This is a genomic window from Bacillus altitudinis, assembly GCF_001191605.1.
GTDB lineage: Bacteria > Bacillota > Bacilli > Bacillales > Bacillaceae > Bacillus > Bacillus altitudinis.
The window spans coordinates 2909541-2931922 of sequence record NZ_CP009108.1 but is presented as its reverse complement, the minus strand read 5'-3'; the positions used below and the strand labels follow the sequence as shown (position 1 = coordinate 2931922).

The window sequence follows — 22382 nt, the reverse complement described above, 5'->3', positions numbered from 1 at the left end:
TTATTTTTCATTAAATCAACATTATTTTTGAACTTAAATTGCATAAAAAAAGCAGGTTCGCTTGGCTTGGAACGAACCTGTGAAGGAGGAAAACTACATCATGTTTTCACCTATATTATCCAATATTTATCAATTGTCGTCAAGACAAAAAGTTAGACGGAGGAAAATATTTTGACTGAATTGTGTCGTTTTGGCATGTATATCCTTTTTTTGATTGGGGATATTAACCGAAAAAAGAGGTGAAGCCGATGGCATACATTCTTTCAGTTGGAACAAGTCTGCCAAAACATCATGTGGATCAGCAAGCAGCTGCTCAATTTGCAAGGTCTCAATTTAAACGATCGTTTAAAGATATTGATCGGCTATTAAAAGCTTTTAATAATGGCGAAATAGAGAGCAGGCAGTTTGTACAGTCTATTGATTGGTATCAAGAACATCATTCTTTTGAAGAGAAAAACAACCTCTATATCGAAAAAGCATTGGCACATGCGAAAGAAGCCGTTTTTCACTGTCTGCATGAAACAGCGTTCCTTACAAAGCCAGTTCCTTTTGATGAGATTGATGCTTTGTTTTTCATCTCCAGTACAGGGTTATCAACGCCAAGTCTTGATGCAAAGCTGATGAATGTTCTTCCATTTTCTCCTTATACGAAACGAGTGCCGATTTGGGGGTTAGGCTGCGGGGGCGGGGCGGCAGGCTTATCCCGAGCTTATGAATACATCAGGGCGTATCCAGAAGCGAAAGTGCTAGTTGTTGCCTGCGAGCTTTGCAGCCTCACTTTTCAGCCGCAAGATCAATCAAAAAGCAATTTAATTGGAACCTCACTGTTCGGTGACGGGACTGCGGCCGTTCTTTTAACTGGAAAAAAGGCTGCCTCTAAGTATACGCGGTTAAAAACAGTACCTAAAGTGCTTGGTACGCAGTCAGTGACCATGAAAGATTCTGAGGATGTGATGGGATGGGATTTTACCGCCGACGGATTTCGGGTCATCTTCTCACGTGATATTCCGTCCCTCATTTCTGGGTGGTTAAAAGAGCAAGTGGATCAATTTTTACATCAGCTAGGGTTTTCAACAGAGGATGTATCCGTTTTTCTTGCTCACCCTGGAGGAAAAAAAGTGATTGATGCCTATCTTGAAAGCCTATCTTTACAAGATCATCAGCTATTTTCTTCAAAAGAGGTTCTGAAACAGCATGGAAACATGTCCTCTGCCACCGTTTTATATGTGATAAAGCATTTTCTTGAACATCAGTCACTAGATGCAGGACAGGTGGGGCTTTGCGGAGCACTTGGTCCAGGCTTTTCGTCAGAATTATTGCTCATGAAATGGGAGGGGCTCTCGTGATGATTTTCTGGATAGTGATTGGCATTTTCATTTGTCAGCGCCTCATTGAAATGCTTGTGGCGAAAAGAAATGAAAAGAAGGTGAAGGCGATCGGAGCGATCGAATTTGGTGCAAGCCATTATCCTTATATGGTCGCTATGCATGCAGCATTTTTCCTCTCGCTTATTGGAGAGACATGGCTGCTGCATCGTCAACCGTCTCGTTTTTTCCTATTGCTGCTTGTGTTCCTGCTTGCTACCCAGGTGATTCGGTACTGGGCACTATGTTCACTTGGGACGTATTGGAATACAAAAATCCTAGTCGTTCCCAATGCGATGATTGTGAAAAAGGGGCCGTATCGCTGGTTAAAACATCCTAACTATGTGGTGGTGGCGATTGAACTGATGTTCATTCCGCTGCTATTTAACGCATTTATTACTGCCATTTTGTTTACTTGTTTAAATGGATGGATGATGATGGTCAGAATACAAACAGAAGAAAAAGCACTGAATCAATATTTACTAAATTAATATTGAAAATCATTATCAATTGTGCTACACTTTCATTAATGATAAACATTCTCAATCATGAAGGATGGACGGTGATCACATGACAATGATTTTCTTACTCGGTACGGTCTGTGTATACAGCTTATTGATTGGCTTCGTATTAAAAGGTGTTTCAAAAAAATCTGCTTCCTGATTGCAGTCCATTGTGACTGATCGGGCAGCAGATTTTTTTTATTTCCTCAGATCAGAAGAAAAATCTCTTTATTTTGTGTAAAATGGTACACATACATAACTGACTTTTCTAAAAACAAAGGGGTTTATCGTCATGAAAGACTTGTCTATTCGAGATTCGCTCGTTCAAACTACAGGTGCTTTATATCAAAGCCTTCTGAAAAGGGATGATCACGAGCGTGCAGCCAAACTTGCATCTATTATGAAAAAGGAAGCTGAAGAAGAAGTGTATATCGCATTTACCGGCCACTATTCTGCTGGTAAGTCATCACTAGTGAATCATCTTCTTCATGATCACATCCTACCCACAAGCCCAATTCCAACGAGTGCAAACTTGGTTGTTGTCAGGAAAGGGGTCAGTGAAGTTCAGCTCCATACGTCTGATGGACGTTTTGCAAAAATGAGCGGTTCTTATGATAAAGAAGCGGTGCAGCGTTTTTGTAAAGATGGGGAACAAATTGAGATGGTGGAAATTAGCGGTGATTATAGTGGACTTGAAGAAAAAGTGGCACTCATCGATACACCGGGAATTGATTCAACGGATCATGCGCACTTTTTATCCGCCGCTTCTATTCTTCATCAAGCGGATGCTCTTTTTTATGTCGTTCATTATAACCATGTCCATTCTGAAGAAAACATTCGCTTCATTCGCTCGATTAAAGAGAAAGTGCCTAATCTTTATTTCATCGTCAATCAAGTGGATCGGCATGATGAACAAGAGACAACTTTTGAAGACTACAAAAAACAAATCGTTGAGATGCTTTTAAAAGAAGGCATTGAAGAAGAACATCTATATTTTACTTCTGTGACGGATGAGGCACACCCAAAAAACGAAATGATCCGTTTAGTGAAGAAACTACAAGAATTACAAACCATGCCTAAAGCATCGCTTCGAGCCTATACAGAGCAGAAAATTGAACATGTTTTAAAAGAACATATGGACTCGTTAAAAGAAGAACTGCATGAAGAGGACCTTGATAAGCACCTTCAAGAAAAAAGGAATGAAGTGAAAGAACTAGAAGAGAAACGCCGATTTATTGAAAATGGTGCAAAGCAGGTAGAAGATGAAGTGTCTTCTGAAGTAGAGAACATCTTAAAAAATGCAAACCTCACGCCATTTAAGATGCGAGAGCTTGCAAGTGACTATATCGAATCGAAAGCACCTGGCTTTAAAGTGGGTTTACTTTTTGCAAAAAATAAAACCGAGCAGGAAAAGGAAAAGCGGGCAAATGATTTCTTAGCAGATGTAAAAAAGAGAATGAAAGCGGAAGTTGACTGGCACATTGCCGAGCTCCTTAAAAAAGAAATAAAACAGCATCAGCTTGGCGAAGCGTTATTAGACAAAGCCATGGCATTTGAGACACCTATTGAAGAATCCGTGCTTGAAAAGGTCATTCACCAAGGGGCAACTTTTTCTAACGAATACGTTCTTCAATATGCGAAAGATGCTGGTGAAGCATTGAAAAGACAGGCAAAACAGCAAGCGCTTCAATTGATTGAACAGATGATTGAGACCTTGAAAGACCAGCTCCGGAATGAACAAGAGAAGCAAGAGGAAAAATGGAAACAAGCGAAACAAGAGCTTCAGAGCCTTGAGGGGTACAACGAAAAAAATGAAAAAATAAGACTAGATATTCAGCATATATGGGATATTTGGCAAAACGGAACGGATGAACATATCCCGGGTGACTGGTTTTATGCGAAAAAGCAATGGATGCAGCACGACCAGCTGGAGAAGAATCACGCATCAATTCATGCTGAAGAGAGCGATCTAGCTGCTGACCGGACAGAGCGCAATCATTACCGTCAATCGCAGCATTTAACGACAGCACAATCGATTGCACAATTTAAAGAGCTTTCCCGCATTTTATCGCCTTTAGATATTCTAAAGTCTCAAAGAGATTCCTTTGAAAAACGAACAGAACGGCTACAGGCAAAAGAATTTACACTCGCATTATTTGGCGCTTTTAGTTCTGGAAAATCTTCTTTTGCCAATGCGCTTGTTGGACGGAAGGTGTTACCATCATCTCCTACGCCAACAACTGCAACAATTAACAAACTGACACGACCTACGGAAGATCATCCTCATGAAAGTGTCAAAGTGGTGTTTAAAACCAAGCAGGACATTCTAGAGGAACTCGATCAGATTCTTGGATTTTCGATCTCAACAGAAAAAGGAGATTCGTTTAAGGCAAAGCTGGAAAGAGTGCTGAAAAAACGGCAGCTCGAACAGGATCACCGAATCATTGTAGAACATTTTCTACAAGCCTATGCCAAGTTTCATGATGACATTGACAACCAAACCAATTTACATGTCACACTTCAAGAATTAAAGCCTTATGTAGCGGAAGAATCTGTTTCTTGTGTGGTGAAGGAAGTGACGGTGTATTTAAGTACACCTCTGACAGATAAAGGGCTGACGATTGTCGATACACCAGGTGCAAGCAGTATGAATAAGCGTCATACAGAAATCGCCTTCCAGTATATGAAGGATGCAGACGCCCTTCTTTATTTAACGTATTATCAGCATTCTTTCTCAAAAGCTGATCGCTCATTTTTACGGAAGCTTGGACTCGTAAAAGATTCCTTTAGCATGGATAAAATGTTCTTTATCATCAATGCAGCTGATTTGGCTAAGGATCAAGCAGAGCTTGAAACCGTATTTGACTATGTACGAAGCGAGCTCACAAAAGAAGGCATCCGCAATCCAAACCTGCATCATGTGTCTAGTAAGGAAGAGATCGAAGGGAAAGAGCCGACATCTTATAATCAATATGCAACACTGAGAAAACAGCTCGACTATTTTATTGAGGAAGAATTAACGAAAGATGCCATTGAACTTTTGCATTTTGAAGCTAGTACATTATGTACAACGGTCGATAGACTACGTGCGACCTTGCATCAATCAAAAGATGAGAAAGAAGCTGAAAAGAAAAACATCAAGACATCCTATGAAGCCATTCTCGAAAAAATGCAAGATGTGAAACGGTCTAAGCTAGTGACCGAAAGCGTAAAAAAAGACGTGCATGAACAGCTCTATCATATTGTACAGCGGCTTTCATTATTTGCGAATGATCTGTTAAAGTCGGCCTTTTATCCTGGCATATCTCAAGGGAATTTTGGTCAGCAGTTAAAAAAGGCACTTGAGAAAGCGTTAAAGGAGTATGAATTTGAATTTGTGCAGGAGCTCAAGGCGCTTGATATCCGAATGGAATCGTTTATCCACCATTATTTCCAAGAGGAGTGGGAAAAAGGGATGCAGGCTGCATGTGCGGAAGATCCTTACTTTTCTCTCAGCCTGTCAGCCCCTGAGGAGAAAAACGGTGAGCTAAAACAAATTGAAGTCGAAGCAGAGATTGCACCATTTGAGCCGCTTTTAAAGAAACAAAAATCAGCGAAAGCCTTTTTTGAGCAAAATGAAAAGGCTACGTTTATTGAAGCCATTCGAGATGTTCTACATCAAATGACAACACGTTGGGCAGATAACGAAAAAGAAGAGTTGCTGAGCAGATATGAAAAGCTAGTGAAGACCTATACGGAAAGGTACGAACAAGATGCTCTACAACAGCTCAATGAGCAAAAACAGACATTTATGACGAGCCTTACAACAGATGCTGAAAAACAGGCGATCATTGAACAAGTTTATGAACAAACAAATGAATGGAAGAACCAGTTGAAAACGATATGATTCATGATAGACTATATAAAAAAGAAAGCAGCTGATAGACGATGACGAGCGTACACGAAGAAATTTCTGCACATTCACAGAAACAACATGCCCATATCCAATCTTTTCTTGCACTTGAACAAAAAAGAGAGCAGGCGATTGAATCGGCTGTGAAAAAATGTGAACACAATGAACCATTTTCAACAGATGAGATCAATGCCATTACGTCTAAAATGAATGAGCTTGCCCGAGGCGGAATTGTTCCGCTTCGTAAACATGTCACGATTGAGATGGTGGAGGAATACACCCAGCGTAAACAGAAGTAAAGAGTAACTTTCTCATTTTTGGTCATCTTAACAAATGAACCAGAAAGGGGAATGATCATGGCAAAAAAGCAAAACGTAAAGCAGCAGGAGGAGCGCATGCCGAAGGAAAAAGACATGCGATCCTACGCAGAAGCGGAAACGAAAAAAATGCAATATGGTAAAAAGTAATCGGGCTGCCTCTTCTTTATCAAAAAGAAGAAGGCGCCTTTTTTATGTTCGTTTCGATGTTCTATGATAGAATAGGAGTATTGTTTATAAAAAGGGAGTTTAGATGAATGAATAAACACGTATTACTTGTAGATGGAATGGCACTTCTTTTTAGGTCGTTTTATGCGACGGCTGTCCATCGCAATTTTATGATAAATGATCGTGGTGTGCCGACAAATGGAGTGAATGGTTATTTGAAGCATTTGTTAACAGCTGTCCAAACATTTGAGCCGACTCATATCGTATGCTGCTGGGATATGGGGAGCCAGACATACCGGAACGAATTGTTTCAAGATTATAAAGCCAATCGAGGCGAGGCGCCTGTTGAGCTTATCCCGCAGTTTGATTTAGCAAAAGAGGCGACAGAAGAACTGGGGATCATGAACATTGGTGTGAAAGGTTTTGAAGCAGATGATTGTATTGGAACGCTTGCATCAATCTATCAAAACGAAGCACATGTGACTGTCTTAACAGGAGATAAAGATTTGCTGCAGATCTTGAATGAACAAGTGACCGTGGCTTTAATGCAAAAAGGCATCGGGAATTATAAGCATTATACAAAAGCCCTTTTTGAAGAGGAAATGGGCATTTCTCCAAAGGCGCTGATTGATATGAAAGCGCTGATGGGTGATACTAGCGATAATTACCCTGGTGTAAAAGGAATCGGCGAAAAAACAGCATTGAAATTTATTCAAACGTATGAAACGATTGATCGACTGTTAGAAAATGTTCATGCATTAACGGCAGCTCAGCAAAAGAAAATGCAAGCAGGTTTAGAAGATCTGAAGCTTTCTCGTATACTGGCAGAAATTAAATGTGATGTACCACTCAGCTGTCCGATTGATCAAACAAAAATGAACATCAATCCAGAGCGGGCAGCGGCAATGCTTTGCTTGCATCAAATTAAAGGGATCGAACCAATGGTTAACCGCTTAAGTCAATTAGGAATCAGTTAAGGTTGTTCTTACGCAGAAAAGAAACAAAGGGCTACATGTATTAGCCCTTTGTGTTGCTTTTTTTCGCCTTATTTTCTAATTGCGATATTGGCTGTTTATCCTTTGTTTGCGCATCACCTTGAGGAGTCGTTCCGTTTGTGACACGGCCTCTGTTCTCTTTATCCAATTCGTATCACCTCACACATTAGCATAACCAAAAGAAAAGCGATTCATCCTTTTGAAAGGTGAATCGCTTTTCTAGCGAGCTGATCAGCCACTTGATTTTCCTTGCTCGGAATCCACTTAATGAAAAATAAATCAAATTCGCTTTGAAGCTGCAGCATTTCTTCGATAAAATGACGAAAAGATGGATTTTTAGCAAATCCTGCATTGGCTGCACGATCCACTACTTGTGAATCAGTGCGGAATGAAACGGTCCGTAATCCTTTTTCTACGCAAATTTTCATGCCTTCAATGAGCGCGGAAAACTCTGCTTCATGATTGCTCATGATGCCAAGAGGAATGGAGAAAGACTCAGCTTTTCCGTCATATTTCAAGAATATGCCGATGCCAGATGGACCTGGGTTTCCGGCACTAGCACCGTCAATATATATTTCAGCTGGCAATTTATTTCCCCCTTTCATCAATCGGAACCATTTTTTTCGCCGCATAGGCATAAGGTGTGCCAATGGCAGCGACGATAAATTTAATCACATAAGTCGTGATGAAAATTTCGATCCATATATGGAATGGGTAGGTCCCAAGAAAGGCAATGGTTGTGAAAACGAGTGTATCAAGTAGCTGGCTAATCATTGTACTCCCCGCATTTCGCAGCCAGAGCGCACCATCTGAAGGAAATATCCGGCGAATAAACGAATATACATAAACATCTAACATTTGACTGATGATATAAGCAGCAAGACTACCAAGAGCGACCCTTGGCATAAAGCCAAATATCGTTTCTAATGATGATTGGGAAATGTCAGATGGAGCGGGATGGAAAAGCAAAGCCTCCTGCATGACAACAGTTAATGTTAAAAGGGTGGCAAAGCCAATCCAGACAGCTTTTTTCGCTTCGGTTTGTCCATATTTTTCATTGAGGACGTCCGTTGCAAAGAACACACTGCCATATAAAATGTTGCCAAGTGTTGCTGTTAAGCCAAATAATTCAACGGTTTTGACCACTTGTAAATTGGCAGCAACTGTTGCAAAACCAATCCAGACGAAAAGCCCCATCTTGCCAAATCCTTTATAAAATAGAAGAACAATGATAAAATTAATGATCGCAAATAAGATCCAAATACCTTCATTAAACAAGTGACATGAACTTCCTTTCTAAATGTAAAATGTAACTTTTTGATTATAGCATAACGAACGTTTACCTTAAAAGTATGGGAAGGCGATGTGATCAATGAAACTAAGAGCGCACTATACAATGAAAGTGAAAACGATTGGGTCCATTGCTTTTTTCCAAGAAGATTGGATGGAGCTCAAAGAGGCCTTGCTTTTAGCAAAACATATAGACAAAAAAGAACCGCAGTCACTTCTATCATTTGAAGATGAAAAGGGTGCGATGTGGTCGACGAAAGAACTTGAAAAGCTAAACGAAGAACTTAGGCTTGAACCCGATCAGCTTCAGGTCTATTTTGATGCGAGTTTTCGCAAAGAAACAGGTGATGCTGGGCTTGGAATTGTCGTGTATTATCAGCTCGGACAGGATGCATACCGATTAAGGAAGAATCAGCCTTTTCAGAGCACCACGAACAATGAGGCAGAGTATGCGGCTTTATTTGAAGCGGTAAAAGCTTTAAAAGAACTGGGAGCCAGCAGAAACTCTGTTACGATTAGAGGAGATTCTCTTGTGGTGATGAATCAGCTCAAAGGGGAATGGCCTTGTTATGATGATATACATAACAAATGGCTCGACCGAATTGAGGCTGCGATCAAAGAGCTGAAGCTCACGCCAACATATGAAGTCATCGATCGTAAACAAAATGCAGAAGCAGATCAGCTTGCCAGACAGATACTTGCAGACGTCCCTATCGAAAGTAAGTTGAAATTAGAAGCAGACGGAGCTGAATAAAGTGGATAAAAAAACAGCAGTAAAAGAATTAACAGATCTTCAAGACACGTATTGTTCAGATTGTTTGATTAAGAAGCACTTTCGTAAAGAATTTGGCAAAAAATATGCGCACTCCTTTTGTATACAGCAATGCACGGTAGGAGAGAAGATCAAACAATACGGGAATGAATTACTCAAAAAATAAGCATACACTCCGGTTTTCCCCTAGATGTATCACGCGTTCACGAAAAAAAACGAATAGAATGTGTAAAAAAAGAACATATTCTGAAAAATGAGCCGATATAACTATAGAAAGTTTTGGTTGAGTTACTTTTTGACTAAGTGACGGATAATAGAGGAAAAGGGGAAGGCCGGCATGGATAATAAGGATTTTGAAACGGTATTACATCGAACATTTCAAGAGGTGTACAGTGATCTAGAGCAACTGGTAGATGTAGCAAAGAAGGGAAGACCTTTTCTCGAAAAAGATATCTCTGAAATTGAACAAAGATTAAAGCAAAATATTTTAGCGATTGAAATTCAGCTGAAAATCAAATAAGAGAGGCATACGCCTCTCTTTATTTTGTCGTTTCATCATTGATTGAGTTGATTAGATTTTTGTTACGTTTGCAGCTTGAGGTCCACGATTACCTTCAACGATTTCAAAAGAAACTTCTTGTCCTTCTTCTAGAGATTTGTAACCGTCACCTTCGATAGCTGTGAAGTGAACGAATACGTCGTCTCCGCCTTCAACTTCAATGAAGCCGAAACCTTTTTCATTATTGAACCATTTTACTTTACCGTTTTGCATATTGCTTTTTCCTCCTAGTACTGTAGCACACCTTTTGGCATACTAAAAAAAATTTTTCATCACCTAACGACTTAAGCAGTTGTTAAATGATGGTTCCACTATACACCATCAAAAGTAAAGCGTCAAGCAGGCAAGCCAAATTTTGAGCAGAATGTTTGATTTTTTTGTTTTTTTAGTGAATGACATTTATCTATAAAACGTCCTAATCTCATGAAACCTAACGTATAACTTGTCCGTATATAGTAAAAATACAGAAAGAGGTGCGTCATGAATCGTTACACAATTGAGGAGTTTGTTCAGAATACGCAGCAAGAAGACAAAGGTGAAGGGGTCTTTGAACTTGAAACACCAAGATTGTTAGAAATTAATTTAACAGATACCATTTGGGCAAAAACAGGCTCCATGGTTTCATATCGCGGGAAAATAAAGTTTGAACGTGAAGGTGTGTTTGAACACGGTGTCTCAAAGATGTTCAAAAAAATGTTATCAGGAGAAGGAACCTCTTTGATGAAGGCCACAGGTGATGGGAAATTATATGTAGCAGACCAAGGGAAAAAAATCTCGATTCTTCGATTGGCTCAAGGGGAGTCTATTTTCGTTAATGGAAACGACCTGCTCGCATTTGAACCGTCAGTTCGGTGGGATATTAAATTAATGAAAAAGGTATCTGGCATGCTTGCAGGCGGATTATTTAATGTCAAACTTGAAGGACCAGGTCTTGTGGCAATCACAAGTCATTACGAACCGCTGACGCTGATTGTTCAGCCAGGTGATTCTGTTTATACAGATCCGAATGCGACGGTCGCATGGTCAGGAGATTTGCAGACTGAATTTGTGACAGATGTATCGTTCAAAACGTTTATTGGCAGGGGAAGCGGAGAGTCCATTCAAATGAAGTTTAGCGGAAGTGGCTTTGTTGTCGTGCAGCCGTTTGAAGAAGTGTATACAACGAATGGGAATCAAGGTTAAAAGAAAAAAGGTGTCCGTCATTGACGGACACCTTTTTATGATAATGCTTGAGCATACGATTTGTTGCTCATGATCAGATCTGATTGTTCGACGATATCTTCTAAAATGGTTTGAGAAGACTGTTTTAAGTGTAATTTTTTGATGTTTTGTTTCATGGATTCTAATTTTTCTTCGTCTTGCAACAAGTTGGTGACAGATTCTAAAATGTCTTCGTGTCTGTTGATGACAATGGCAGCGCCGTAATCTTCAAAGAAAAGAGCATTTTCTTTTTCTTGTCCTGGAACAGGTTTGTAAAGAATAACTGGGACACCAATTGCTGTTGCTTCTGTTAATGTAATTCCACCCGGTTTTGTAATCATACAGTCCGTTACTCTGAACAATTCATCAATTTGTTCCACATATCCAAGCGCCTTCAATTGATTTGGGTGTGCTTGTTCAAGTTCGCTAAGCGATTGCTTCAGCGCTGCATTCTTACCGCACACAACAACAATTTGTACTTCACTGTCAAGAAGTAGTGCTTCACACAGTTCCTTCACATTTTTTAGTACACCATGGGCACCCGCCATAATGAGAAGGACTTTTTTGTCTGATGATAATCCATATTTTTTATAGATGATCGATTTAGGCACGTCTACTTCAAATTGTGGTCTAATCGGAATGCCTGTTACCTTGACATCGCTTGGATGTGTGCCGATTTCTACTAGCTTTTGTTTCACATAATCGGTTGCAACATAGTATCGGTCAATGTTTTCATGTACCCAAATTTTATGAAGACAAAAGTCTGTCATCACATTAAATGTTGGAATGACTTTACCTGTTTTGTTTCGGTATTCAGGTACAACAATCATCGGGAATGTAATGATGATGATATCCGGATTGTGTAATTGAATTAATTCATCAAGACGCTTATTTCCCATCTTTAAATAAATGTTAAATTTGCGTTTGTTGTAAATTTTATCTACACCGTAATAAAACAAGCGATAAAATTGTTTCCCAATGGAGAAGCTCTTTAAATATAAATATTGAGTCACTTCGGACACAATGGGATTTGATTCTTGATACAAATTAGAAACTATCACATGTTCAAACCCTTGGGATTTGCATTCATCATACAGTGTTTTTGCAACCTGCATATGTCCATTTCCATAATTTGCGGTCAAGATTAATATTTTTTTATTGGTATTCAAGAATATTCACCTCAAATGTAATCAACAACAACAAAACTTCGTACGAAAACTATAAATCTCATAGGTCTACATATACATAAAGATAACATATAAACAGCGAGAGCATATCATTCGTTACGAAAGAATTAAACTAATTTTAAAAAACAAACAAACTAAATTGATAATGGAAGACAGAGCCATTTGTATTTTAACACATTTTAAGCATTTATCATCAGACTACAGTCTATTTTATTCCCACACATATGGTGTTTCTTGATAAACATAGTAATTAAGCCAATTCATAAACAGCAAAGTAGCATGGGCTTTCCAGCGGTTCACTGGAACTAATGTGTCTCCATCTTCGATGAAATAGTGGACGGGTTTTTTGACTGTATCATGTTTCAACAAATCTCTTTCATATTCCTGCTTCAATGTATCTGTATCGTATTCAGGATGTCCAGTTAAAAATACTTGTTTATCATCATCTGAAACAATTAAACAAACACCAGCTTCCTCAGACGTGCTCAATACTTTTAGATTCGGCGTGTTTTTTAATTGTTCTGTATTAATATCTGTATGCCTAGAATGTGGGACATAGTATACTTCATCGAAACCTCTTACTAATCTTTCTTTTTTCTCTTTGACAAGATGTTCAAAGACACCGAATTTTTTCTCTGGAAGCTTGATTTTTTCAATGCCATAATGATGATAAAGACCAGCCTGTGCCCCCCAGCATATATGGAGAGTAGACGTCACATTCGTTTTACTCCAGTCCAAAATGTCCTGCAGTTCTTTCCAATAGGAAACTTCTTCGAAAGCTAAATGCTCAATTGGTGCACCTGTAATGATCATGCCATCAAATTTTTTATGGCGAATCGAGTCAAAGGTCGTATAAAATTCATCTAGATGCTCTCTCGATGTATTCTTCGGTGTATGTGTACTTGGAATCAAAAATGTAAAATACACTTGCAAAGGAGAATTTCCGAGCATTCTCAGCAGCTGCGTTTCAGTTTGTATTTTTTTTGGCATTAAGTTTAAGATCACGATATTCAAAGGACGGATATCTTGTTTGAATGCCCTTGTCTCATCCATGACGAAAATGTTTTCGCTCTCTAGTATTTGTTTTGCCGGCAGATGAACTGGTATGTTAATAGGCAACTCGCCACCCCCTGAACCAAAGCTAATTTCACTTCATTATAGGAACTTTCTGGCGATATTTCAATGTTTCAATTATGTTACAATGAAAAATAGAGCAAAAAAGAAAGCTGTTTCTGTCAAAAAAGGAGGCCATTATTCATGATCACAAAGCATTTATCAGATATTGACATTGCCCAAAAGGCAAAGCTGAGACCGATTCAAGACATCGCAGCAAAATTACAAATACATGACGAAGAATTAGAATGCTATGGTTTCACAAAAGCGAAAATATCTTTGACTATTTTTGACCGTTTAAAGGAACAAAAAGAAGGAAATGTGATTCTTGTGACTTCGATCAACCCAACGCCAGCAGGTGAGGGGAAGTCCACTGTAACAGTTGGCCTCGGTCAAGCCTTCGAGAAAATTGGGAAAAAAGCGATTATTGCCATGCGTGAACCTTCACTAGGTCCCACAATGGGTATTAAAGGCGGTGCAGCTGGCGGCGGATATTCACAGGTGTTACCTATGGAAGAAATCAATCTTCATTTCACAGGGGATTTTCATGCGATTACATCTGCACATAACGCTTTATCTGCTTTTATTGATAATCATATCCATCACGGAAATGAGCTTGGGATCGACGCACGCAGAATTGTATGGAAACGAGTGTTAGATTTAAACGATCGTGCTCTAAGACAAGTGGTCGTAGGACTTGGCGGTCAATTAAATGGGTACCCTAGAGAAGATGGATTTGATATTACGGTTGCATCCGAAATGATGGCCATCCTCTGTTTAGCAGACGACTTAAACGATCTAAAAAAACGTCTTTCTTCTATTGTTGTTGCCTACAATCAAGAAGGTGAACCGGTCACAGTTGGAAATCTAGGATATGAAGGCGTATTAACCTTGCTATTAAAAGATGCGCTGAAACCAAACCTTGTTCAAACGATTGAAGGAACTCCAGCCCTTGTTCATGGTGGTCCTTTTGCCAATATTGCACATGGATGCAATAGTTTAATTGCCACAAAAATGGCGGCAAAACTAGCAGATTACGTCGTAACAGAAGCGGGATTTGGTGCAGACCTCGGCGCGGAAAAATTTCTTCACATCAAAACAAGAGCCGGTGATTTTAAACCAGGCGCTGTTGTCATTGTAGCAACTGTCAGGGCGCTAAAAATGCATGGCGGAATGCAGAAAACAGAGCTCAAGGAAGCAAATGCACAGGCTGTATTAGAAGGTATACATAATTTAGAGAAGCATATTGAAACAGTGCAAGCCTTCGGTCTACCATACATCGTTGCAGTGAACCGTTTTATTACCGATACAAAAGAAGAAATTCAAGCAATAGAAAACTGGTGCGAAACGAATGGACATCCAGTCAAAGCCGTCAATGTATGGGAAGAAGGGGGAGCTGGCGGCGCAGCACTTGCCGAAGAGCTCACGACACTCATTGAAAAGAATGAAAACAGCTTTTCTTATTTATATGAGGAGCAAGATTCCATTGAAGAAAAGTTGTCAAAAGTCGCCAAAGTGGTTTATGGTGCAGACGGCGTCAACCTTACATCAAAAGCAAGAAAGCAGCTAGCTGCAATTGAGAAAAATGGCTGGGCCCATTTGCCGGTTTGTATGGCAAAAACGCAATATTCACTATCGGATGATCCGGCTTTAATCGGCAGACCAAAAGGCTTCACCGTTACGATTCGAGAGTTAAAACCATCTGTAGGAGCAGGTTTTATCGTTGCACTAACAGGAAGCATTCTGACCATGCCAGGTCTCCCTAAAAAACCTGCGGCACTTGAGATGGATTTATTAGAAGACGGCAGTGTGACTGGACTCTTTTAGCAGAAAGCATAAAAAGCGATTTTCTAAAAGAAGCATGTTACGATAGGAAAAAGTGAATCCTAGGAGGCTATGAGATGTCAATTTATGATATTCAGGTCAAGACCATTAACGGTCAGGAAAAATCAATGGCAGATTACAAAGGGAAAGTACTGATCATCGTGAACACAGCGAGCAAATGTGGACTGACCCCTCAATTTAAACAATTACAAGAGTTATACGATCAATATCATGAAAAGGGCCTTGAAATTTTAGGATTTCCGTGCAATCAATTTATGAATCAAGAGCCAGAAGGGGAAGAAGCAATTCAAGAATTCTGTTCGTTAAACTATGGTGTGACCTTCCCGATGTTTGCAAAAGTAGATGTCAATGGTGACAATGCGCATCCGCTTTTCAAATACTTAACGAGTCATGCGAAAGGTGTGCTTGGTACAAAAACGGTGAAATGGAATTTTACAAAATTTATCGTTGACCAAAACGGAGAAGTGACTGAACGATTTTCTCCTAAAACACCACCGAAAGAATTAGAAAGCTCCATTATCGCTCTTTTGGAGAAATAAGCATGAATTTGAGTAAGCAGCAAGAACAATTGGAGGCAGCTGCCTCCTTTGTTTCAAAACAGCTAAAGAATGAACCGACTGGACACGATGAAGCTCATATCAATCGTGTGCGCCAGCTTGCCGTCCATATTGCACAACAGGAGGGCGGGTCGCTTTTTGTCATTGAAATGGCAGCGATTATCCATGATGTCATTGATGACAAGCTGTCTAGTGAATGGAAGCTTTCACCGCATGATCTCAAGCAGCAGCTCCATTTGTGGGAAGTGGACACGCGAGATATTCGCTATATCATGGATATCATTACAACGATGTCTTTTCGTCACCGGCATATGAAGCATAAGCCAGTGACATTAGAAGGGGCCATTGTTCAAGATGCAGATCGGCTAGATGCGATAGGTGCAACTGGGATTGCAAGGGTGTTTACATATGCAGGTGCAAAAGGGGAGCCTCACTATACAGAGGGTGCTCACCAAGGCACAGTACTTTTGCATATGCAAGAAAAGCTGCTTCAATTAAAAGACTTGATGAACACACGTGCTGGAAAGCAGCTGGCTCATGAGCGGCATGAGTTTATGTGTCTATTTATCAAGACATGGAAAGAAGAATGCGGCCTTACAGATGAGTAGGGTCTTTATGTGTGTAAGGAGGATGTATAGATGAAAATAACTGCCATAGAACCAACGCCAAGCCCGAATACAATGAAAGTCATTTTGACAGAAGCGCTTGCAGGCGGTAAAAGCAATAACTACAAAAAAGATCAAAAAGACGAAGCGCCAGAGATGATCAAGCGCATTTTAACCATTGAAGGTGTAAAAGGTGTTTACCATGTAGCCGATTTCTTAGCGGTTGAGCGCAATGCGAAATTTGACTGGCAAGGTATTTTACAGCAAGTCAGAGAAGCCTTTGGACAAGAAACAGAAGGTCTTCAGGGAGAATCGCAGTCAGGTGATGACACATTTGGAGAAGTCAAAGTGTTTGTTCAAATGTTTAATGGGATTCCGATGCAGGTGAAGCTGACAGACGGTGAAAGAGAAGAACGATTTGGAATGCCTGAACGTTTCCAGGCAGCGATTTTAAAGCTAAGAAGCAGTTCAGATAATGTTGTATTTGAACGTGTGTGGAAAGAACATGGCGTACGTTTTGGAGAATTTGCTGATATCGGTCAAGAAGTCACAGAAGAGCTGCAAGCTGCATATGACGACGAGCGTTTATCCCGTTTAACAGAGGCAGTGAAGGAAGGTCAAGAGGCTGTAGATAAACAAGTGAACCGAAAAGCATATGATGTGACAGAAGAGATGCTGCGCGATGTAGATTGGAAGAAACGTTTTGCTCATTTAGAGCAAATGCAGCCAGAGAAAAAGGATATACCTGTTTTAATGAAAGCGATGGAGGATCCAAAAACATCGATTCGCAGACAAGCTGTAGTGAATGCTGGCATGATTGAAGATCCAGCCATTTTGCCTATTTTGTATAAAGGGCTTGAAGATAAAACAGTGACAGTTAGAAGAACTGCAGGAGATTGTATTTCGGATCTTGGTGATCCTAGTGCGATTGAAGCGATGATCCAAGCCTTAAAGGACCCAAGTAAGCTTGTCCGCTGGCGTGCGGCCATGTTCCTTTATGAAGAAGGTGACGAAACAGCACTTGAAGCTTTAAAAGAAGCGGAGCAGGACCCTGAATTTGAAGTCAGTCTTCAAGTGAAAATGGCCATCGAACGAATTGAGCACGGAGAAGAAGCAAAAGGCTCTGTGTGGAAGCAAATGACAGAAAGTAGAAAAAATGCATCAGAATCATAAGAAAGACGAGCAGGCTGCCAATAAAAGGCAGCTTTTTTTCTGAAAATGGCTTTTTTATTGGCAGAAAAATTTTTTTAGAAAAATTATTTTGAATATTGTTGAAATATGAGAAAAAACTCTATATAGTAGTACCAATATAGAATATTGGAGGTCAGATTTTATGACACAATCCTTGCTGAGCACTTGCTTCAGCAGAGAAATCAGTCACTATCTATTATAGGTGGCTAAATAAACAGAAAATTTGTAAAATAAAATGAACTCAAAATCATACAGTCAACAAGACTAGTAGTATAGGAGGCTTTTTAAACAGATGGCAGAACTTCGCAGTAATATGATTAAACAAGGAATTGACAGAGCACCTCACCGAAGCTTACTAAGAGCAGCTGGGGTAAAAGATGAGGATTTTGGCAAGCCGTTTATTGCCGTATGTAATTCCTATATTGATATTGTCCCAGGGCATGTCCATCTTCAGGAATTCGGAAAAATTGTGAAAGAAGCCATTCGTGAAGCTGGCGGTGTTCCATTTGAATTCAATACAATTGGGGTAGATGATGGTATTGCGATGGGGCATATTGGGATGAGATATTCATTGCCAAGCCGTGAAATCATAGCTGATTCAGTAGAGACCGTGGTGTCTGCACACTGGTTTGATGGCATGGTTTGTATTCCGAACTGTGATAAAATCACGCCAGGTATGATGATGGCTGCCATGCGTGTGAATATCCCAACTGTATTTGTCAGTGGTGGACCGATGGAAGCTGGGAGAACAAGTGATGGCAGAAAAATTTCGCTTTCTTCTGTCTTTGAAGGCGTAGGCGCATACCAATCAGGGAAAATCAATGAAGAGGAATTAAACGAATTAGAGCAGTTTGGCTGTCCAACATGCGGATCTTGCTCTGGTATGTTTACAGCAAACTCAATGAACTGTTTAGCAGAGGCGCTAGGGATTGCTCTTCCTGGAAATGGAACCATTCTGGCGACTTCACCAGAACGAAGAGAATTTGCGAAGAAGTCAGCAAAACAATTGATGGAGCTAATCAAAAAAGACATTAAACCACGTGATATTGTCACCGAAAAAGCGATTGATAACGCATTTGCTTTAGATATGGCACTTGGTGGTTCAACAAATACAGTTCTTCATACATTGGCGATTGCAAACGAAGCAGGCGTTGAATATTCACTTGAGCGTATCAATGAAGTCGCAGAACGTGTGCCGCATTTATCGAAACTTGCTCCAGCTTCAGATGTATATATTGAAGATTTACATGAAGCTGGCGGAGTGACCGCTGCACTAAATGAATTGTCCAAAAAAGAGGGGGCTCTTCATTTAGATACCATGACCGTCACAGCGAAAACGTTAGGCGAGAACATTGCAGGTCATGAAGTAAAAGATTATAACGTCATTTATCCAATTGACAAGCCATTTACTGAAAAGGGCGGCTTAGCCGTTTTATTTGGAAACCTTGCGCCAGATGGAGCAATCATTAAAACAGGCGGTGTACAAGACGGCATCACACGTCATGAAGGACCTGCGATCGTATTTGAATCCCAAGAGGAAGCACTTGAAGGAATTATTAATCGAAAAGTAGAAGCAGGACATGTTGTCATTATTCGTTATGAGGGACCTAAAGGCGGTCCAGGTATGCCTGAAATGCTAGCACCAACTTCACAAATTGTTGGAATGGGACTTGGTCCAAAGGTTGCTTTAATTACAGACGGACGATTCTCCGGTGCTTCTCGTGGATTGTCTATTGGACACGTCTCTCCAGAGGCAGCAGAAGGCGGCCCGCTTGCCTTTGTTGAAAATGGTGATCATGTCGTTGTTGATATCGAAAAACGCATTTTAAGCGTAGATGTCCCGGAAGAAGAATGGGAAAAAAGAAAAGCAAACTGGAAAGGCTTTGAGCCAAAAGTAAAAACAGGTTACCTTGCCAGATACTCAAAACTTGTGACATCAGCCAATACAGGCGGAATCATGAAAATTTAATGTGAAATTGATCATTTGAAAATTGGCTCTCTCTATAGTATCCTTTATTCACAACATAAGGATTATAGAGGGGGCTTTTTTATGTCAATGGCATATGAAGAATATATGCGTCAGCTCGTCGTACCAATGCGCCAAGAACTAACTAGTGCAGGGTTTCAAGAATTGGCGACTGAAGAAGAAGTAGAAAAAACGATGCAGGAAGCAGAAGGAACAACATTTGTTGTCGTCAATTCCGTATGCGGATGTGCTGCCGGTTTAGCACGCCCTGCTGCTACTCAAGCTGTCATGAAAGCAGAAAAAGCACCAGATCGAATGGTGACGGTTTTTGCTGGTCAGGACCGGGAAGCAACGGCTAAAATGAGAGAATACTTCACAGGTGAGGAGCCATCTTCTCCATCTATGGCACTTTTAAAAGGAAATGAACTCGTTCACTTTATCCCGCGTGACGAAATTGAAGGTCATGAAATGGAAGATATTATGAAGAACGTCTTATCTGCATTTGAAAAACATTGCTAATACAAATGTTGAAATGTCCTGTGATCCATCAGGGCATTTTTTCTTGATTATGATGGAGGAACGTCATGCTCATTACAACAAGCTTTAGAGCAAATGAACAAACAATTGAAACGGCAAAGGCCCTCGCAAAGGACTTGCATGGTGAGTATATCGAGCGGCGCAAACAATCTGTCAAACAGCTTGCGATCAAGCGGGGGGATGTACTGGTTGTTGGGAAAGAACGATTTGAATGGTATCAGTCAAATGGTGAAAAGTTCTTTTTCCATCCAAGCTCAGCGATGTTTAGGGTGAAGCGGGTTCTGCGAGGGGAAAAAGATCCATTAATAGAAGCAGCACAATTAAAGCCGGGCGATTCCTTTTTAGATTGTACGCTTGGCTTAGGATCTGATGCGATTACCGCAAGCTGCGCTACAGGAGCCAATGGAAAAGTGACCGGTATTGAAAAAAATCCGGTGACGGCATTGCTTGTTCGAGAAGGACTCAGCACATGGGAAACGGGTGTGAGAGAGGCAGACGAAGCGATGAAACGGATATCTGTTATCAGCGGGGATAGTATTGAGCAGTTAAAGAAGCTCCCTGATCGATCCTATGATATCGTCTATTTTGACCCAATGTTCGAAGAAACCATACAAGAGTCTGCTAGTATGATGCCGCTTCGTCATGCAGCTGAGCATCATTTTAGCCATGAAACCGCTGTGAAAGAAGCAATGAGAGTGGCTAGAAAAAGAGTGGTTTTAAAAGATCATTGGAAAAGCACACGATTTACCACTGATTCCTATCAATTTCAGGTGATGAAACGCAAAACCGCCCAATTCCATTACGGATATATCTCAATAGAAGAAGACAAATCAACAAAACTTTAATCACTCTTAACAATTAAAAAAGCCCTATTTCAGGGCTTTTAATCGGTGATCTCCATATAGACAAAATAAAATAACGTCAGCAAGGAAGCTGTGATGAAAAACCCTTCAAGCATATCCATTCCTCCCAAATTTTAGTCGTCGTTACTGTCATTGTAAACGTTTTATCATGAAAAAGAAAGTCTCAACTCAATGACCAAATTGAATGACTGAAAATTCATTATATGCTAGAATAGCAGTATGATAACTTATGGAAGGAATTAGATATCATGAAAATGTGGATGAGAAAAACGCTTGTTGCACTCTTTACGATTGCGACTTTTGGTTTAATCTCTCCTCCATCGGCTTTGATGACAGACAAGCCATCTGAACTTTCTTCATCTGATAAAGCACCTTATACAGCAGTTTATGATACATCAGATGATACGCGCAGCTGGGAATTATCGCAAGAAGACAACAAAGAGCGGGTAGACCCCTTTGAGCAATATAAGCAAGAGGTTCTATCAAGTGCAGAAAACCAATCCTTTCTCAAATTTGGTCGTAAAATCACACCTGTCATTGAGGACGAGTATAGAGAAGAGATTCAACCAAAAATTGAACAAGTGTTAACCGACTTTTTAACAAATTTCAAAGATGACGAAAAATTTCAAGATGTTGTTTTAACTGATCAACCTTCAAGCGGAAATGGGGAAAAAATCTTCCACATTTATAATAGAAAGACTGGAGAAGATTTGCTTCGTTTTCATGTCAGGAGAGATCAGCCGCCTCACAGCGGATATTGGTTTAATTTTCACTACCATACAGCAGAAGATGGATTCCAGACGCATCATGAACTCGGTAATATTTACTGGGATAAAAACACCCCGCCGAGCTGGATGAGCCACTAGAAGGAGATGTCATGCCAATTGAAAAAGTATACAATGAACGAAATGGTTCGCATTACAAAACAGATGTTAAACGAGCGTGGAGTGAAAATAGAAGATATTGCACACATTGTGCTGAAACTCCAAGAGAAATACAACCCAAATCTTCCACTTAGTGTCTGCATTGAAAATGTTGAAAAAGTGCTGAATAAAAGGGAAATTGTCCACGCAGTTTTGACAGGACTTGCGCTTGATCAGCTGGCAGAAAAAAAGCTTTTGCCAGAACCTTTGCAGCATTTAGTTGAAACAGATGAACCGCTATATGGAATTGATGAGATTATTCCGCTTTCCATTGTCAATGTATATGGATCAATCGGTTTGACCAACTTCGGTTATCTAGACAAAGAGAAATTTGGTATTATTAGAGAATTAGATGAAGGTCGTCCTGGTGAAGTACACACCTTCCTTGATGACCTTGTCGCTGCGCTTGCCGCCGCCGCCGCAAGTCGCATAGCTCACTCTCACCAAGATATTAAGGACGAAGAGCAGGATCGAGTGAATCAAGCATAAAAAAGAAAAACATGTCTGCTCATCTTGCAGACATGTTTTTTTGGTT

Annotated in this window: 25 protein-coding genes; 19 read left to right on the top strand and 6 right to left on the bottom strand. The window is 40.2% G+C overall.

Going from position 1 to position 22382, the window contains the following annotated elements:
* The first annotated feature begins 248 nt into the window (after positions 1-248).
* The 6 genes from ID12_RS14670 to ID12_RS14650 all read left to right on the top strand — a co-directional run bounded on the left by ID12_RS14670 (position 249) and on the right by ID12_RS14650 (position 7221).
* Positions 249-1346: a type III polyketide synthase gene (locus ID12_RS14670; protein WP_050827317.1), complete on the top strand. Its 1098-nt coding sequence runs from the start codon at positions 249-251 to the stop codon at positions 1344-1346.
* On the top strand, positions 1346-1855 hold the full coding sequence (locus ID12_RS14665) for an isoprenylcysteine carboxyl methyltransferase family protein (RefSeq protein WP_017367476.1): 510 nt from the start codon (positions 1346-1348) through the stop codon (positions 1853-1855). The genes ID12_RS14670 and ID12_RS14665 overlap by 1 nt, the downstream gene beginning before the upstream one ends.
* 64 nt (positions 1856-1919) lie before the next feature.
* Entirely contained in the window at positions 1920-2027 is a 108-nt protein-coding gene (fbpC, locus tag ID12_RS19625; RefSeq protein WP_306172627.1) for a Fur-regulated basic protein FbpC, read from the top strand.
* Between the two features lie 132 nt (positions 2028-2159).
* On the top strand, positions 2160-5753 hold the full coding sequence (gene dynA / locus ID12_RS14660) for a dynamin GTPase (RefSeq protein ID WP_050827316.1): 3594 nt from the start codon (positions 2160-2162) through the stop codon (positions 5751-5753).
* A gap of 41 nt (positions 5754-5794) precedes the next feature.
* Positions 5795-6058: a YpbS family protein gene (locus ID12_RS14655; protein ID WP_008346351.1), complete on the top strand. Its 264-nt coding sequence runs from the start codon at positions 5795-5797 to the stop codon at positions 6056-6058.
* Positions 6059-6333: 275 nt separating this feature from the next.
* Entirely contained in the window at positions 6334-7221 is an 888-nt protein-coding gene (locus ID12_RS14650) for a 5'-3' exonuclease (protein ID WP_046343814.1), read from the top strand.
* 40 nt (positions 7222-7261) lie between these two features.
* On the opposite strand, the gene ID12_RS14645 is transcribed toward ID12_RS14650, so the two are convergent.
* From ID12_RS14645 to ID12_RS14635, 3 genes are read right to left on the bottom strand one after another with little or no spacing between them, the layout of a single operon-like run.
* Positions 7262-7387, bottom strand: a complete 126-nt coding sequence (locus tag ID12_RS14645; RefSeq protein WP_008346357.1) for a hypothetical protein — start codon at positions 7385-7387, stop codon at positions 7262-7264.
* A 43-nt stretch (positions 7388-7430) separates the two neighbouring features.
* On the bottom strand, positions 7431-7826 hold the full coding sequence (locus ID12_RS14640) for a reverse transcriptase-like protein (RefSeq protein WP_017359712.1): 396 nt from the start codon (positions 7824-7826) through the stop codon (positions 7431-7433).
* Between the two features lies 1 nt (position 7827).
* Complete coding sequence (locus ID12_RS14635) at positions 7828-8517, bottom strand: queuosine precursor transporter (protein WP_007500834.1); 690 nt, start codon at positions 8515-8517, stop codon at positions 7828-7830.
* A gap of 94 nt (positions 8518-8611) precedes the next feature.
* Between ID12_RS14635 and ID12_RS14630 the strand changes: the two genes are divergently transcribed.
* The 3 genes from ID12_RS14630 (at position 8612) to ID12_RS14620 (ending at position 9821) form a co-directional block, all read left to right on the top strand.
* A complete protein-coding gene (locus tag ID12_RS14630) occupies positions 8612-9283 on the top strand; it encodes a ribonuclease H family protein (protein WP_050827315.1) in 672 nt (223 codons plus the stop codon).
* A 1-nt stretch (position 9284) separates the two neighbouring features.
* Positions 9285-9467: a zinc-finger domain-containing protein gene (locus ID12_RS14625; protein WP_008346366.1), complete on the top strand. Its 183-nt coding sequence runs from the start codon at positions 9285-9287 to the stop codon at positions 9465-9467.
* 171 nt (positions 9468-9638) lie between these two features.
* On the top strand, positions 9639-9821 hold the full coding sequence (locus ID12_RS14620; protein ID WP_008346368.1) for a hypothetical protein: 183 nt from the start codon (positions 9639-9641) through the stop codon (positions 9819-9821).
* A 51-nt stretch (positions 9822-9872) separates the two neighbouring features.
* On the opposite strand, the gene cspD is transcribed toward ID12_RS14620, so the two are convergent.
* Positions 9873-10073 (bottom strand): cold-shock protein CspD, encoded by a 201-nt coding sequence (cspD, locus tag ID12_RS14615; protein ID WP_003215784.1) that lies wholly within the window; start codon positions 10071-10073, stop codon positions 9873-9875.
* Between the two features lie 267 nt (positions 10074-10340).
* Between cspD and ID12_RS14610 the strand changes: the two genes are divergently transcribed.
* Complete coding sequence (locus tag ID12_RS14610; RefSeq protein WP_007500832.1) at positions 10341-11042, top strand: AIM24 family protein; 702 nt, start codon at positions 10341-10343, stop codon at positions 11040-11042.
* 35 nt (positions 11043-11077) lie between these two features.
* On the opposite strand, the gene ID12_RS14605 is transcribed toward ID12_RS14610, so the two are convergent.
* Together ID12_RS14605 and metA are read right to left on the bottom strand one after the other, a co-directional pair.
* Positions 11078-12229: a diglucosyl diacylglycerol synthase gene (locus tag ID12_RS14605; RefSeq protein ID WP_007500831.1), complete on the bottom strand. Its 1152-nt coding sequence runs from the start codon at positions 12227-12229 to the stop codon at positions 11078-11080.
* A gap of 228 nt (positions 12230-12457) precedes the next feature.
* On the bottom strand, positions 12458-13366 hold the full coding sequence (gene metA, locus ID12_RS14600) for a homoserine O-acetyltransferase MetA (RefSeq protein WP_008346374.1): 909 nt from the start codon (positions 13364-13366) through the stop codon (positions 12458-12460).
* 138 nt (positions 13367-13504) lie between these two features.
* On the opposite strand from metA, the gene ID12_RS14595 reads away from it, so the two are divergent.
* The 9 genes from ID12_RS14595 to ID12_RS14555 all read left to right on the top strand — a co-directional run bounded on the left by ID12_RS14595 (position 13505) and on the right by ID12_RS14555 (position 22336).
* Positions 13505-15187 carry a formate--tetrahydrofolate ligase gene (locus tag ID12_RS14595; RefSeq protein ID WP_035391708.1) on the top strand — a complete coding sequence of 561 codons (1683 nt, stop codon included), beginning with the start codon at positions 13505-13507 and terminating at the stop codon, positions 15185-15187.
* A 74-nt stretch (positions 15188-15261) separates the two neighbouring features.
* Positions 15262-15744: a glutathione peroxidase gene (locus ID12_RS14590; RefSeq protein ID WP_007500827.1), complete on the top strand. Its 483-nt coding sequence runs from the start codon at positions 15262-15264 to the stop codon at positions 15742-15744.
* 2 nt (positions 15745-15746) lie between these two features.
* Positions 15747-16370: an HD domain-containing protein gene (locus ID12_RS14585; protein WP_035391711.1), complete on the top strand. Its 624-nt coding sequence runs from the start codon at positions 15747-15749 to the stop codon at positions 16368-16370.
* A gap of 30 nt (positions 16371-16400) precedes the next feature.
* Complete coding sequence (locus ID12_RS14580) at positions 16401-17540, top strand: conserved virulence factor C family protein (RefSeq protein WP_035391713.1); 1140 nt, start codon at positions 16401-16403, stop codon at positions 17538-17540.
* A 310-nt stretch (positions 17541-17850) separates the two neighbouring features.
* Entirely contained in the window at positions 17851-19527 is a 1677-nt protein-coding gene (gene ilvD / locus ID12_RS14575) for a dihydroxy-acid dehydratase (protein WP_007500822.1), read from the top strand.
* Between the two features lie 81 nt (positions 19528-19608).
* Complete coding sequence (locus ID12_RS14570; RefSeq protein ID WP_035391715.1) at positions 19609-20043, top strand: BrxA/BrxB family bacilliredoxin; 435 nt, start codon at positions 19609-19611, stop codon at positions 20041-20043.
* A gap of 65 nt (positions 20044-20108) precedes the next feature.
* A complete protein-coding gene (locus tag ID12_RS14565; RefSeq protein ID WP_050827314.1) occupies positions 20109-20906 on the top strand; it encodes a class I SAM-dependent methyltransferase in 798 nt (265 codons plus the stop codon).
* A 266-nt stretch (positions 20907-21172) separates the two neighbouring features.
* Positions 21173-21790: a YpjP family protein gene (locus ID12_RS14560; RefSeq protein WP_007500816.1), complete on the top strand. Its 618-nt coding sequence runs from the start codon at positions 21173-21175 to the stop codon at positions 21788-21790.
* Positions 21791-21808: 18 nt separating this feature from the next.
* Complete coding sequence (locus ID12_RS14555) at positions 21809-22336, top strand: phosphatidylglycerophosphatase A family protein (protein WP_008346387.1); 528 nt, start codon at positions 21809-21811, stop codon at positions 22334-22336.
* Positions 22337-22382: the final 46 nt, after the last annotated feature.

Coding starts and splice junctions, on each gene's coding strand:
- ilvD (WP_007500822.1), top strand. CDS start 17,851: ATGGCAGAACTTCGCAGTAATATGATTAAACAAGGAATTGACAGAGCA.
- ID12_RS14620 (WP_008346368.1), top strand. CDS start 9,639: ATGGATAATAAGGATTTTGAAACGGTATTACATCGAACATTTCAAGAG.
- ID12_RS14665 (WP_017367476.1), top strand. CDS start 1,346: ATGATTTTCTGGATAGTGATTGGCATTTTCATTTGTCAGCGCCTCATT.
- ID12_RS14560 (WP_007500816.1), top strand. CDS start 21,173: ATGAAAATGTGGATGAGAAAAACGCTTGTTGCACTCTTTACGATTGCG.
- ID12_RS14610 (WP_007500832.1), top strand. CDS start 10,341: ATGAATCGTTACACAATTGAGGAGTTTGTTCAGAATACGCAGCAAGAA.
- ID12_RS14630 (WP_050827315.1), top strand. CDS start 8,612: ATGAAACTAAGAGCGCACTATACAATGAAAGTGAAAACGATTGGGTCC.
- ID12_RS14595 (WP_035391708.1), top strand. CDS start 13,505: ATGATCACAAAGCATTTATCAGATATTGACATTGCCCAAAAGGCAAAG.
- fbpC (WP_306172627.1), top strand. CDS start 1,920: ATGGACGGTGATCACATGACAATGATTTTCTTACTCGGTACGGTCTGT.
- cspD (WP_003215784.1), bottom strand. CDS start 10,073: ATGCAAAACGGTAAAGTAAAATGGTTCAATAATGAAAAAGGTTTCGGC.
- ID12_RS14590 (WP_007500827.1), top strand. CDS start 15,262: ATGTCAATTTATGATATTCAGGTCAAGACCATTAACGGTCAGGAAAAA.
- ID12_RS14655 (WP_008346351.1), top strand. CDS start 5,795: ATGACGAGCGTACACGAAGAAATTTCTGCACATTCACAGAAACAACAT.
- dynA (WP_050827316.1), top strand. CDS start 2,160: ATGAAAGACTTGTCTATTCGAGATTCGCTCGTTCAAACTACAGGTGCT.
- ID12_RS14565 (WP_050827314.1), top strand. CDS start 20,109: ATGCTCATTACAACAAGCTTTAGAGCAAATGAACAAACAATTGAAACG.
- ID12_RS14670 (WP_050827317.1), top strand. CDS start 249: ATGGCATACATTCTTTCAGTTGGAACAAGTCTGCCAAAACATCATGTG.
- ID12_RS14570 (WP_035391715.1), top strand. CDS start 19,609: ATGTCAATGGCATATGAAGAATATATGCGTCAGCTCGTCGTACCAATG.
- ID12_RS14585 (WP_035391711.1), top strand. CDS start 15,747: ATGAATTTGAGTAAGCAGCAAGAACAATTGGAGGCAGCTGCCTCCTTT.
- ID12_RS14580 (WP_035391713.1), top strand. CDS start 16,401: ATGAAAATAACTGCCATAGAACCAACGCCAAGCCCGAATACAATGAAA.
- ID12_RS14650 (WP_046343814.1), top strand. CDS start 6,334: ATGAATAAACACGTATTACTTGTAGATGGAATGGCACTTCTTTTTAGG.